The following is a 13,764-nucleotide window of genomic DNA, read 5'->3' on the forward strand; positions in this document are numbered from 1 at the left end:
ATCGTCATCATAACGGCTGCGACCACGACCACCACGGTCATCGTCATCATCATCATAACGGCTACGACCACGGCCACCGCGATCATCGTCATCATAACGGCTGCGACCACGGCCACCGCGATCATCGTCATCATAACGGCTGCGACCACGACCACCACGGTCATCGTCATCATCATCATAACGGCTACGACCACGGCCACCGCGATCATCGTCATCATAACGGCTGCGACCACGACCACCACGGTCATCGTCATCATCATAACGGCTACGACCACGGCCACCACGGTCATCATCGTCATAACGGCTACGACCTCGGCCTGAGCGGCCACCGCGATTATCGTCGTCGTAACGGCTGCGACCACGACCGCCACGGTCATCGTCATCGTCGTAACGGCTGCGACCACGACCGCCACGGTCATCGTCATCATCGTAACGGCTACGACCAGAGCGACCACCACGGTCATCGTCATCATCATAACGGCTACGACTAGAGCGACCACCACGGTCATCATCATCGTAACGGCTACGACTAGAGCGACCACCACGGTCATCGTCGTCATCATAACGGCTGCGACCGCTTGTATTCATATGGCTGCGCGCACCTGCCTCACGCGCTTCTTCCGAGGTAAATTCATGAGCATGTCCGCTTCTATGAGCAGCTTGACCGGCTGCACGGGCTTCCTCTGAGGTGAATTCATGAGCATGCCCACTTTCATGCGCGGCATGACCACCTTTACTTGCTATTTCACGTTGTCTTTCGGGATCCATACTTGCAAATCCGCGATTTGAATGTTCTGTTTCATTTTCATTACTTCGATTAGCCATTTTTTTCGTCCTATCTTTATTTTTGGGTAAGACTGTTGTAATAAACAACTCTAATAAATTAAAAGAAATAATTTATTAATAAATAAATGATGTGTTTCTATTATTGTTAATGTAAATAATAAATAAAAAATATACTGGTAATGGACTGTAATTAAATGGCTTTATTTTTTTATAAATAAGGTGAATAACAATATAATACTCTGTTGTTACTTGATGTTATATATGAGCTTATTATAAAAAATTAACTATAAAATATTTTAATGTGCTGTTGGTATATGAATTTAATTTGTATTTAAAATGTATAAAATTAGAATAAACGTCTTTCATAATTATTCCTAACCTCTTTATTTCATCTCATAGAAGAGTAAAGGGGATGATGTAAGAAGTCTATTGATAAGACTTTTACAATTTTTAAAGGTATAAATGAAAAAAAGGGGGTAGAAGATAAGTATAGATGCTGATTTTAATTCTAAAAGCATAATAAATGCTGAATTCAAATGAAATGAGTGAGGGTGTGTATGTGAATCATTAACATTTAAATCTGGCGGATCATTTTAATTGTTAAGTTGGATTTCTATTTTTTAAAAAATGAAAAAATTATATTGTTGTTTATTTAAAATAGTACGTGGCCATTTTATAAAAAGTATCAAAAGCCAAAGAATGCTATATATAAAGCATAAAAGACATTTTTTCTTCAAAAATAATTAAAATTTTGATTTTAAAAATAGTTGGGCAGAAGTAAAAGACATAAAAAACCACCCATATGGGTGGTTTTTTTAGTAATCAATTCTAAATGAATTAACGACCTTGGATGTCACGTTGAACTTCACCAGTGTAAAGCTGACGTGGACGACCGATTTTGTAAGGACCGCTGTGCATTTCTAACCAGTGACTGATCCAGCCCACTGTACGTGCAAGTGCGAAGATTACAGTAAACATTTCAGTCGGGATACCAATCGCTTTAAGGATGATACCTGAGTAGAAGTCTACGTTAGGGTACAAGTTACGTTTGATGAAGTATTCGTCAGAAAGCGCGATACGTTCAAGTTCCATAGCAAGAGCAAGCTGTGGATCGTTGATGCCAAGAGCACCAAGAACTTCATCACAAGTTTCTTTCATTACTTTCGCGCGTGGGTCGAAGTTTTTGTACACACGGTGACCGAAGCCCATGAGTTTAACTTCTTTAGTCTTCACTTTTTCCATGAAGCCAGCCACGTTTTCTACAGTGCCGATTTCATCAAGCATCTTAAGAACGGCTTCGTTCGCACCACCATGAGCAGGACCCCAAAGTGCAGAGATACCAGCAGCGATACATGCATAAGGGTTAGCACCCGTAGAACCTGCTAGACGTACTGTAGACGTAGAAGCGTTTTGTTCGTGGTCAGCATGAAGTGTGAAGATACGGTCCATTGCTTTCGCAAGAATTGGGTTAACTTTGTAGTCACGGTCTGCAGGAGTAGCAAACATCATGTATAGGAAGTTTTCAGCGTAGCTCAAGTCGTTACGTGGATAAACGAATGGTTGACCAACTGTGTATTTGTAGCTCCAAGCTGCTAGCGTAGGAACTTTAGCAATCAGGCGGATTGCAGTAATTTCACGGTGGTTAACATCTTCGATGTCCAGGTTGTTGTGATAGAACGCAGAAAGCGCACCAACTACACCAACCATGATTGCCATCGGGTGAGCATCACGACGGAAACCATTGAAGAAACGGCTAACTTGGTCGTGAACCATAGTGTGGTTACGAACTTTAGCATCAAATTCTACTTTTTGTTCAGCAGTTGGAAGTTCGCCGTTTAACAATAAGTAGCAAGTTTCTAGATAGTCTGCTTTAGTTGCAAGCTGGTCGATTGGGTAACCGCGGTGTAAAAGCACACCTTTATTACCATCGATGAATGTGATTTTAGATTCACATGCAGCGGTTGCCATAAAACCAGGATCAAAAGTAAAGTGACCTGCGGCCAACACATCTTTAACGTCGATTACATCTGGGCCCAATGTGCCGCTGTAAATTGGTAATTCAATTTCTTTGCCATCAAGCTGTAAAACGGCTTTTTTGCCAGTTGCTGCAGACATTCAATAGATCTCCTGTCCTGGTGAATGTTTTATCTGACTCGTAGTACTAATCTTTTAATGCGCGAATCAGACGGATCAAAAATTTGCTATAAGATTAGAGAGTACTGAAATTTTGTCAATTATACTTATGGATAAAACGACACCCTCATAAGGATTGGATCACAAAATCCAGTAGCCATGAGGAAAATATCAGTATCGACGCCGTATAATAAGTCAAATGAAAATAAGTTGCAGAAAAAAATATGCATGTTGTGGGAATTGTAGGCAATTTTTAATTCCTAAAAACTCTGATAGACTGAAAGTTTATATCAAGTTTAATATTTAAAATTATTATAATTTTCGTAACTTACATCTTTTTATTGTATTTTTTGCTGTTTTATTGGTCATAATTAAAAGCGATAAATTAAAAGTAAAATAAAGTTTGTTTGGTTAAAAAATAACTGCTAAAAGTGGGTGGAAATGCTGGTTATTTGTTCAAATTGGGAAAAATAAACCATAATTTTGCTGAAAAAATCAGCATGATTTTGCTGTAGTGGGGAATTATTCACAGACTAAGTGATTATTTCATTTCATGATCTTAAGTTGATATAATTTTTATAAATGCTATATATTTATATTAAAAATGAAATTTATCATAAATGATATAAATGTGGTTAAGTTTGTTGTAAAATATAGTAATTCTTTTGTTCATCTTTAGTCTAAATAAATAAATTAAATTCTCAAAGCTAAAAACGATAAATAAAATCGACTTTTATTTAATAAAAACCAAGTATATAGCTCTGTTTTCTTAGATGTATTTTGTCTGCTTGACTTGTGGATTTTATGTTAATGATTCTTATTTAACATTTTTTTATGGAAAAGCTAAATGTGATTGTTTGTGTTTTGATAGTTCACGTTTTATAATTCAGTGTCGTTTTAAAATTAGGCATTACTGGATAGAGTAATTGCCTAAAAATGCTAGCTTTCCTTCGAATTAATTCCAACAAACTCCGGATGGAGTTTTTACTTACAGGATGCCCGCTGTGAAAAGCAACAGACCTGTCAATTTGTCCATGGGTCAAGTTTTAGAAGTAAACTTAAAATCCCCTGTGGCTATTGCATCAATTCTACACCGTCTTTCTGGTGTCATCGTATTTTTACTTGTACCGGTACTTTTGTGGCTTCTAGACAAATCATTGTCTTCTGCTGAAGGTTTTGCTGAAGTTCAGGCAATCTTTAGCGGCTTCATTGTGCGCTTTATCGTATGGGTATTTGTAGCCGGCTTACTTTTCCATTTTATTATGGGTATTAAGCATTTACTTGCTGACCTTGGTTTTGCTGAAGAACTGCAAAGTGGTCGTGTAGCAGCTACTATTTCATTGATCTTGGCTGCGATTTCAATTGTCGCATCATTTGTATGGATTGTTCTCTAATGAAAAGTGCTACAGGTTTAACGGGTTCAGGTTCTCGCGATTGGTTTATCCAACGTGTAAGTGCTGTTGTATTAGCTGTTTATACTGTTGTGGTATTGGGTTGGATCCTTCTTAATGGTGGATTTAACTATGAACAATGGTTTGGCTTTATGATGACATTACCAATGAAGATTATGTCTTTATTGGCAGTCTTATCTCTTGTCGCACACGCTTGGATCGGCATGTGGCAGGTATTCACGGATTATGTGACTACTCGTCAAATGGGTCCTTCAGCTTCAGGCTTGCGTTTGGTGCTGACTTCAGCAGTCATTATTGCTGTATTTGCATATGCAATCTGGGCGATCCAGATTTTTTGGGCGAATTGATAGGAAAATATCATGGGCGCTATAACCCCTAAAGAAGATTACACAAATATTCCACACGAAACTTTCGATGCTGTTATCGTTGGTGGTGGTGGTTCAGGTATGCGCGCATCTTACCAGCTTGCTCAGGCGGGTTTGAAAGTTGCGGTACTGACTAAAGTATTCCCAACACGTTCTCATACTGTGGCTGCACAGGGTGGTATTGGTGCATCTCTTGGTAACATGCAGGAAGATAACTGGCACTACCACTTTTATGACACCGTAAAAGGTTCTGACTGGTTAGGTGACCAAGACGCGATCGAATTTATGACGCGTGAAGCGCCACAAGTGGTTTATGAATTAGAACACTTGGGTATGCCATTCGACCGTAACGCAGACGGTACAATTTACCAACGTCCATTCGGTGGTCACTCTGCAAACTACGGTGAAAAAGCAGTTCCTCGCGCATGTGCTGCAGCTGACCGTACAGGTCACGCACTTCTTCACACGCTTTATCAAAGCAACGTGAAAATGGGTACGCAATTCTTCGTTGAATGGATCGCTCTTGACCTGATCCGTAACGAAGAGGGTGACGTACTGGGTGTAACTGCTATTGACCAAGAAACTGGTAAAATTGCAGTATTCCAGGCGAAAGCAACATTGTTCGCTACAGGTGGTGCAGGTCGTGTTTACCGTGCATCTACTAACGCGTATATCAACACTGGTGACGGTCTTGGTATGGCGGCTCGTGCAGGTATTCCATTACAGGATATGGAATTCTGGCAATTCCACCCAACGGGTGTTGCGGGCGCAGGCGTATTGTTAACTGAAGGTTGTCGTGGTGAAGGTGCAATCCTTCGTAACAAAGACGGCGAACCGTTCATGGAACGTTATGCTCCAACTTTGAAAGACTTGGCGCCACGTGACTTTGTATCACGTTCTATGGACCAGGAAATCAAAGAAGGTCGTGGTTGTGGTCCTAAAGGCGACTACATCCTTCTTGATATGACGCACCTGGGTGCTGACACAATCATGAAACGTCTTCCATCTGTATTCGAGATTGGTAAGAAATTCGCGAACGTGGATATCACCAAAGAGCCAATTCCGGTAGTACCAACAATCCATTATCAAATGGGTGGTATTCCAACGAATATTCATGGTCAGGTTGTAGTTCCTGAATCTCGCGAAATAACTCCGCTTGAAGCACACTACAACAAAGATACTGATGTTTATTCTACAAATGCGGAAGGCCGTGACTTCACTAAACCAGTGAAAGGTTTCTATGCAATTGGTGAATGTTCATGTGTATCGGTACATGGTGCGAACCGTCTAGGTACAAACTCATTGCTTGACTTGGTTGTATTTGGTAAAGCTGCTGGTCAACATATCATTGACTATGTAACTAAACATCATGGTGATGAGTACCAACCGCTTCCTACGACTGTGCTTGAACAAACTGTTGAGCGTATTCGTAAATTGGATGAATCAACTTCAGGTGAAAATGCTCAAGAAGTTGCTGATGCAATCCGTGATATCGTTCAAGACCACGCTGGTGTATTCCGTACATCTGCACTTCTTGAAGAAGGGGTGAAGCAAATTCTTGCGATTGAGCCACGTGTTCGTAACATTCACTTGAAAGACAAATCTAAAGTATTCAACACTGCACGTATTGAAGCTTTGGAAGTTGAAAACTTGTATGAAGTGGCGAAAGCAACACTGATTTCTGCTGCTGCTCGTAAAGAATGTCGTGGTGCGCATACGGTGGTCGATTTTGAATTGCCGCCAGAACATGCGGATTATCCATACGGTCGTCGTGATGATGAGTGGATGAAGCACACATTATGGTTCTCTGCTGACAACCATCTTGAGTACAAGCCAGTGCGTTATAAGCCTTTATCGGTTGCTGCAATTCCACCTAAACCGCGTACATTCTAATAGGGAGAAGTAAGATGAGTAGAGGTACTCGTACATTTAATATCTACCGCTACGATCCTGACAAGGATAAAGCACCGTACATGCAAACTTTTAAACTTGAATTGACAGACAAGCACCGTATGTTGCTTGATGCTCTTCTTGCGTTGAAAGTACAAGACGAATCTTTAACGTTCCGTCGTTCATGCCGTGAAGGTATTTGTGGTTCTGATGGTGTAAACATCAATGGTAAAAACGGTTTGGCATGTTTGTGGAACCTGAACGACTTACCGGAAGTAATTACTGTTCGTCCACTTCCAGGTCTTCCAGTGGTTAAAGACCTGGTTGTAGACATGAACCAGTTCTACGATCAGTACAATAAAATTCATCCGTTCTTGATCAACAACCAGCCTGCGCCACCGAAAGAGCGTTTACAGTCTCCTGAAGATCGTGAACACCTTGACGGTTTATACGAATGTATTCTTTGCGCATGCTGTTCAACTTCATGTCCGTCATTCTGGTGGAACCCTGACAAGTTCTTGGGTCCTTCAGCATTGTTGAATGCTTACCGCTTTATCATTGACTCTCGTGATACTGCAACTCAAGAGCGTTTGGCTCGTCTTGACGACCCGTTCTCGCTATTCCGTTGTAAAGGCATCATGAACTGTGTATCAGTTTGTCCTAAAGGTCTTAACCCAACTAAAGCTATCGGTCACATCCGTAGCATGTTGTTAGACCAGGCAGGCTAATCTGCTCCAGTCAAAAAAAAGCACACCCATAGGTGTGCTTTTTTTATACTTTTAATAGTTGTAAATAAGTATGGAATACTAAATGCTTATATGAATAGATGGGAGTGGGGGTGTGCAGCGGTGTTAAAAAATATATAATTGATTAAAACAAAAGCAGAATTTTGCTTAAAAACGATCTGGGTCTGGTGGGATGGTTTGAATGGGTGATTAAAGCACTAATTTTAGGCTTGAATCTGCAAATTTGAGATTAAAATGTTATTATATAACGCAGATAAAGAGAGCCAGTTTAAATATTGTGCTCTCTTTTGTTATATATGGTGAGGTGGGCTAGGACTTTGGTCTAGATTGAATCTAATTATGAGATAAAGCACCATATGTTAGATGAAAATGTTAGATGTGTATTTCGCTAAGTTATGAGAGGTATGTGTCAAAAAAATCAATTGCAACTGGAGAACATGTTACGATTTGACACAAAGCTATATTTAAAAAAAGCCCTGTATTTGCGTACATTTTTTCAACATTTGAAATTATGTATAAGGTTTATAAATAAATATAAATCGTTTTAGAAAAATTAAGTCACGTAGTTATTTTTTCTAAGTCGATTTGCAAAAAATTGCTCGGTTTTGGTCGAGTATATATCAATGAGTGATGATGCCAATGAGGGCGTTATGATTCATTATTCACATTGGGTTATTCCTAATGTAGTGATCACGCCTCATGGCTTATGCCTTATGGGGACTAATGTCATGTTACCAATTTGACATTATTAATCATGGGTTCGCTTAAAAAGCATCCTGAAAATGTTTTTGCAATAGGAAATGGGTCCACAAATGCAAGAAGTTGCTGACGCACTGCGTCTTGACACTGAACTTAGCGCTGACAGTGCAGCGTATATTGAAGAACTTTATGAGCAGTATTTGACGGCTCCAGATTCAGTAGGTGCTGACTGGCAAGAATACTTCGGTAAATTCCCTAAAGGTGATCAACCACATAGCAATGTACGTGAGCAATTCCTTTTATTAGGTCGCAACTCAAGTCGCGTTCAACCTGTGATTCAAAGTGCTGTAAGTTCTGAGCATGAGCGTCGTCAAATTGGCGTATTGCAACTCATTGCAGCTTATCGTAACCGTGGTCATCAAAAAGCAAAATTAGATCCATTAGGTCTGGCTAAGCGTGAAATCGTGCCTGATCTTGATCTTGCTGCGCATGGTTTGACTCAATCTGATTTAGACACAGTGTTTAACACGGGCAACCTTGCAATCGGTAAGACTGAAGCAACTTTAGCTGAAATGGTTCAGGCAATGGAAGCAACTTATTGTGCTTCTATTGGTGCTGAATACATGCACATTGTTGATACCAAAGAAAAACGCTGGATTCAACAACGTCTTGAAAGTGCAAAAGGCCAATTCGGTTTCACTGCTGAACAGAAAAAACACGTCTTAGAACGCTTAACAGCAGCTGAAGGTCTGGAAAAATACCTCGGTAATAAATACGTTGGTGCAAAACGCTTTGGTGTGGAAGGCGGTGAATCTTTCATTCCTATGGTGAATGAACTGATTCAACGCGCAGGTTCTGTAGGCTGTAAAGAAGTGGTTATCGGTATGCCTCACCGTGGCCGTTTAAACCTGCTTGTGAACATCATGGGTAAAAACCCGGCTGACCTGTTTGGCGAGTTTGAAGGTAAATCACTGCACAAAAAAGGTTCTGGTGACGTTAAATACCACCAAGGTTTCTCATCTAACGTGATGACTCCAGGCGGCGAAGTTCACTTGGCATTGGCATTTAACCCGTCGCACCTTGAAATTGTAGGTCCTGTGGTTGAAGGTTCTGTACGTGCGCGTCAAGTGCGTCGTAAAGACATTGGCGGTGACGATGTATTGCCAATCATTGTTCACGGTGATGCAGCATTTGCAGGTCAAGGTGTTAACCAAGAAACCTTCCAGATGTCACAAACGCGTGGTTATACCGTAGGTGGTACAGTTCATCTTGTGGTCAACAACCAGGTTGGCTTCACAACTTCTGACCCACGTGATGCACGTTCTACAGAATACTGTACTGATATCGCGAAAATGATTCAGGCACCGATCTTCCATGTGAATGGTGATGATCCTGAAGCTGTATTGTTTGTTTCTCAATTGGCACATGACTTCCGTCATACTTTCCGTAAAGACGTTGTAATTGACATGTTCTGTTACCGTCGTCGTGGTCACAACGAAGCGGATGAGCCAGCTGCAACTCAACCAATGATGTATCAGGTAATTAACAAAAAAGCGACCACTCGTACGCTTTATGCTGACCAACTTGTACAACAAGGTGTTCTGGATCGTGCTGCTGCTGATGCAATGGTTGAACAATACCGTTCAGACCTTGAAGCAGGCAAGCATGTTGCCAATGCATTGGTACTTGAACCAAATACCAAAATGTTTGTTGACTGGACTCCATACCTAGGTCACGAATATACAGACGAATGGGATACATCATTCCCAATCGAACGCTTGAAAGAACTCGGTACCAAAATGCGTGAGCTTCCAGAAGGCTTCGTGATGCAACGTCAGGTTGCAAAAGTGATTGATGACCGTCTGAAAATGCAAACGGGTGAAATGCCATTGAACTGGGGTGCTGCAGAAACTTTAGCGTATGCAACTATTCTGGATGAAGGCTTCCTGGTTCGCTTAACCGGTGAAGATGTGGGTCGTGGTACATTCTCACACCGTCATGCGAAATTGCACAACCAGGTGGACGGTTCAACTTACATTCCATTATGTAACCTGAAAGAAAACCAGCCACGTACAGCAATTTATGACTCTTTATTGTCAGAAATGGCGGTACTTGCATTTGAATACGGTTATGCAACGACGCTTCCAAAGAGCTTAATTATCTGGGAAGCGCAGTTCGGTGACTTTGCGAACTGTGCGCAAGTCGTGATTGACCAGTTCATCGCATCTGGCGAAACCAAATGGGAACGCGTGTGTGGTTTAACCATGCTTCTTCCACACGGTTTTGAAGGTCAGGGTCCAGAACACTCATCTGCACGTTTAGAACGTTTCTTGCAGCTTTGTGCTGAAGACAACATGCAGGTGATGACACCGACTACCCCAGCGCAAATTTTCCATGCGATGCGTCGTCAAGCACTTCGTCCAATCCGCAAGCCAATGATCATCATGTCGCCGAAGTCATTGCTTCGTCACAAACTTGCAACTTCTACGCTTGAAGAGCTTGCAAATGGTTCATTCCAGACTGTGATTGACGAAATCGACAACATCAACAAGTCTGATGTGACTCGTCTGGTACTTTGTGGTGGTAAGGTTTATTACGACTTGCTTGAAAAACGTCGTGAACAGGAATTAAACAACACTGCAATCGTTCGTATTGAACAATTGTACCCATATCCAGAACAACGCATTGCTGAAGTACTTGCTTCTTACCCAAATATCAAAGAAGTGGTTTGGGCTCAAGAAGAACCGAAAAACCAAGGTGCTTGGTTGTTCATCGCACCGCGTCTATATGACGACGTGATGAAATCAGGTAAACAAGTACGTATTAGCTTCGCAGGCCGTGAAGCTTCTGCTGCACCGGCATGTGGTTCACCATATTTGCACGCAAAACAACAAGCTCAGCTGGTAAATGACGCACTCGCGATTGCAGCTGAACAATCAGGAGATTCTAAATAATGGCAACCGAAATTAAAGCACCGGTATTCCCAGAGTCAGTTGCTGACGGTACGATCGCAACTTGGCATAAACAACCAGGTGAAGCGGTATCACGTGATGAAGTGATCTGTGATATCGAAACTGATAAAGTTGTTTTGGAAGTTGTTGCTCCTGCGGACGGTACAATTGCGTCAATCATTAAAAATGAAGGCGACACAGTGCTGTCAAATGAAGTGATTGCACAGTTTGAAGAAGGTGCTGTTTCTGGCGCTGCGCAAACTCAAGCCGTTCAATCTGAAGAGAAAGTTGAACAAGCTGCAGCTCAAACTGAAGCGGGTGCTGCACCTGTGGTAGAACGTAGCCAGCCTGTTCAAGACCAAGCTCCAGCAGTGCGTAAAGCATTGACTGAAACTGGTATTGCAGCTAGCGATGTAGCAGGTACTGGTCGCGGTGGCCGCATCACTAAAGAAGATGTTGCAAACCATCAAGCTAAACCAGCGGCTCCTGCTGCTGCGCCTTTAAGCGTTGCTGTGGGTGAGCGTATCGAAAAACGTGTTCCTATGACCCGTCTTCGCAAACGTGTTGCTGAGCGTTTACTTGCTGCGACTCAATCAACAGCAATGTTGACTACGTTCAACGAAGTGAACATGAAACCAATCATGGAAATGCGTGCTCAGTATAAAGATGCATTCGAAAAGCGTCATGGTGCGCGTCTGGGCTTCATGTCATTCTTCGTTAAAGCAGCGACTGAAGCACTGAAACGCTATCCGGCTGTAAACGCTTCTATCGATGGTGATGACATTGTTTATCACGGTTACTATGACATCGGTGTAGCTGTATCAAGCGACCGTGGTCTAGTGGTTCCTGTATTACGTGATACTGACCGCATGAACTATGCTGAAGTAGAAAACGGTATTCGCGCTTATGCTGCTAAAGCACGTGACGGTAAGTTAGGCATTGAAGACATGACTGGTGGTACGTTCACTATTACCAACGGTGGTACTTTCGGTTCATTGCTTTCTACACCAATTTTGAACACACCACAAACTGCAATCTTGGGTATGCACAAAATCCAAGACCGTCCTATGGCAGTGAATGGTCAAGTAGAAATCTTGCCAATGATGTACTTGGCACTGTCTTATGACCACCGTTTAATTGATGGTAAAGAAGCTGTAGGTTTCCTTGTAGCAATCAAAGAATTGTTAGAAGAACCTGCTCGTCTTATCCTTGACCTTTAATTCTATAGAATAAATCCATGGGCTTAGAGCGAAACTCTAGGCCCATTTTTGGAGATAAACATGTCTCAACAGTTTGATCTTGTTGTTATCGGCGGTGGACCAGGTGGTTATGAAGCAGCAATTCGTGCAGCTCAACTTGGTTTCAAAGTTGCCTGTATCGAAAAACGTATTCATAAAGGCAAACCGTCCTTAGGTGGTACTTGCTTAAACGTAGGTTGTATCCCGTCTAAAGCTTTGCTTGATTCTTCACACCGTTATGAAGATACAGTGCATCACTTAGAAGATCACGGTATTGCAACTGGTGAAGTGAAATTCGACCTTGCAAAAATGCTTGCTCGTAAAGACAAAATCGTAAACCAATTAACAATGGGTATCGATGGCCTTCTAAAAGGTAACGGTATCGAATGGTTAAAAGGTACCGGTAAATTACTTGCTGGTAAAAAAGTTGAATTTGTATCTCACGAAGGTGAAACTCAAATTCTTGAACCTAAATATGTCATTCTTGCGACAGGTTCAGTACCGGTAAACATTCCTGTAGCTCCTGTAGATCAAGACATCATTGTTGATTCAACTAGCGCACTTGAATTCCCTGAAGTACCTAAACGTCTAGGCGTAATTGGTGCGGGTGTCATCGGTCTTGAGCTGGGTTCAGTATGGCGTCGTCTGGGTGCTGAAGTTGTTGTATTTGAAGCAATGGATGCATTCTTGCCAATGGCTGATAAAGCATTGGCGAAAGACTACCAAAAAGTATTGACTAAACAAGGTCTGGATATTCGTGTTGGCGCTAAAGTTGCTGGTACTGAAGTAAATGGCCGTGAAGTTACTGTTAAGTACACTCAAGGTGGCGAAGACAAAACTCAAACTTTCGACAAGTTGATCGTTTGTGTAGGTCGTCGTGCTTATGCTGAAGGTTTATTGGCTGAAGATTCAGGCATTAAGTTAACTGAACGCGGTCTGGTTGAAGTAAACGACTGGTGTGCGACTTCTGTTGAAGGCGTATATGCAATTGGTGACTTGGTACGTGGTCCAATGCTTGCTCATAAAGCAATGGAAGAAGGCGTAATGGCCGTTGAACGTATTCACGGTCATGCTGCTCAAGTGAACTATGACACCATCATTTCTGTAATTTACACACACCCAGAAGCGGCGTGGGTCGGTTTAACAGAAGAGCAAGCAAAAGAAAAAGGCCATGACGTTAAGACAGGTCAATTCGGCTTTGCTGCAAATGGTCGTGCAATGGCAGCTGGCGAAAATGCTGGTTTCGTGAAGTTTGTTGCTGATGCAAAAACTGACCGTTTATTGGGCATGCATGTGATTGGACCTGCTGCGTCTGATATCGTACACCAAGGTATGATCGCACTTGAGTTTGTATCTTCTGTTGAAGATTTACAGTTGATGACATTTGGTCACCCTACATTCTCTGAAGTGGTTCATGAAGCTGCTTTGGCTGTAGATGGTCGAGCGATTCACGCGATTCAACGTAAGCGTAAGTAATAAAAAAAGAGCGGCTTAGGCCGCTCTTTTTACATTTGATAGTTGTTTTTATTAGAACAATCATCTAA

9 protein-coding genes and 1 pseudogene are annotated in these 13,764 nt (G+C 41.9%); 8 read left to right on the top strand and 2 right to left on the bottom strand.

Annotated features, from left to right (window positions below):
* Both ACPUEY_RS06165 and gltA read right to left on the bottom strand, forming a co-directional pair.
* On the bottom strand, positions 1-825 hold an 825-nt coding region (locus ACPUEY_RS06165), incomplete at its 3' end, for a KGG domain-containing protein (protein WP_425121530.1).
* Positions 826-1,623: 798 nt separating this feature from the next.
* A complete protein-coding gene (gltA, locus tag ACPUEY_RS06170; RefSeq protein ID WP_092819990.1) occupies positions 1,624-2,901 on the bottom strand; it encodes a citrate synthase in 1,278 nt (425 codons plus the stop codon).
* 1,013 nt (positions 2,902-3,914) lie between these two features.
* Between gltA and sdhC the strand changes: the two genes are divergently transcribed.
* The 8 genes and pseudogenes from sdhC (at position 3,915) to lpdA (ending at position 13,696) form a co-directional block, all read left to right on the top strand.
* Positions 3,915-4,313, top strand: coding sequence for a succinate dehydrogenase, cytochrome b556 subunit (gene sdhC / locus ACPUEY_RS06175; RefSeq protein ID WP_131273317.1), 399 nt, complete (start codon positions 3,915-3,917; stop codon positions 4,311-4,313).
* The gene (sdhD, locus tag ACPUEY_RS06180) at positions 4,313-4,678 is read left to right on the top strand and encodes a succinate dehydrogenase, hydrophobic membrane anchor protein (protein ID WP_092819989.1); all 366 of its coding nucleotides are present in this window, start codon (positions 4,313-4,315) and stop codon (positions 4,676-4,678) included. Before sdhC ends, sdhD begins: the two co-directional genes overlap by 1 nt.
* 12 nt (positions 4,679-4,690) lie before the next feature.
* The gene (locus ACPUEY_RS06185; RefSeq protein ID WP_425121531.1) at positions 4,691-6,589 is read left to right on the top strand and encodes an FAD-binding protein; all 1,899 of its coding nucleotides are present in this window, start codon (positions 4,691-4,693) and stop codon (positions 6,587-6,589) included.
* A 14-nt stretch (positions 6,590-6,603) separates the two neighbouring features.
* Positions 6,604-7,314: a succinate dehydrogenase iron-sulfur subunit gene (locus ACPUEY_RS06190; protein WP_425121532.1), complete on the top strand. Its 711-nt coding sequence runs from the start codon at positions 6,604-6,606 to the stop codon at positions 7,312-7,314.
* Positions 7,315-7,898: 584 nt separating this feature from the next.
* Positions 7,899-7,991 (top strand): annotated as a pseudogene (locus ACPUEY_RS06195) (hypothetical protein); the annotation flags it as partial.
* Between the two features lie 153 nt (positions 7,992-8,144).
* Positions 8,145-10,985 carry a 2-oxoglutarate dehydrogenase E1 component gene (locus tag ACPUEY_RS06200; RefSeq protein WP_425121533.1) on the top strand — a complete coding sequence of 947 codons (2,841 nt, stop codon included), beginning with the start codon at positions 8,145-8,147 and terminating at the stop codon, positions 10,983-10,985.
* Positions 10,985-12,202: a 2-oxoglutarate dehydrogenase complex dihydrolipoyllysine-residue succinyltransferase gene (odhB, locus tag ACPUEY_RS06205; RefSeq protein WP_131273315.1), complete on the top strand. Its 1,218-nt coding sequence runs from the start codon at positions 10,985-10,987 to the stop codon at positions 12,200-12,202. Before ACPUEY_RS06200 ends, odhB begins: the two co-directional genes overlap by 1 nt.
* A 60-nt stretch (positions 12,203-12,262) precedes the next feature.
* Entirely contained in the window at positions 12,263-13,696 is a 1,434-nt protein-coding gene (gene lpdA / locus ACPUEY_RS06210) for a dihydrolipoyl dehydrogenase (protein WP_425121534.1), read from the top strand.
* Positions 13,697-13,764: the final 68 nt, after the last annotated feature.

The sequence above is a fragment of the Acinetobacter sp. G11 genome (genome assembly GCF_049808495.1).
In the GTDB taxonomy this organism is placed as follows: Bacteria; Pseudomonadota; Gammaproteobacteria; order Pseudomonadales; family Moraxellaceae; genus Acinetobacter; species Acinetobacter kookii.

Excerpts from the sequence above, each read along its gene's own strand:
- gltA (WP_092819990.1), bottom strand. The coding sequence starts at position 2,901 with ATGTCTGCAGCAACTGGCAAAAAAGCCGTTTTACAGCTTGATGGCAAA.
- sdhC (WP_131273317.1), top strand. The coding sequence starts at position 3,915 with ATGCCCGCTGTGAAAAGCAACAGACCTGTCAATTTGTCCATGGGTCAA.
- sdhD (WP_092819989.1), top strand. The coding sequence starts at position 4,313 with ATGAAAAGTGCTACAGGTTTAACGGGTTCAGGTTCTCGCGATTGGTTT.
- ACPUEY_RS06185 (WP_425121531.1), top strand. The coding sequence starts at position 4,691 with ATGGGCGCTATAACCCCTAAAGAAGATTACACAAATATTCCACACGAA.
- ACPUEY_RS06190 (WP_425121532.1), top strand. The coding sequence starts at position 6,604 with ATGAGTAGAGGTACTCGTACATTTAATATCTACCGCTACGATCCTGAC.
- ACPUEY_RS06200 (WP_425121533.1), top strand. The coding sequence starts at position 8,145 with ATGCAAGAAGTTGCTGACGCACTGCGTCTTGACACTGAACTTAGCGCT.
- odhB (WP_131273315.1), top strand. The coding sequence starts at position 10,985 with ATGGCAACCGAAATTAAAGCACCGGTATTCCCAGAGTCAGTTGCTGAC.
- lpdA (WP_425121534.1), top strand. The coding sequence starts at position 12,263 with ATGTCTCAACAGTTTGATCTTGTTGTTATCGGCGGTGGACCAGGTGGT.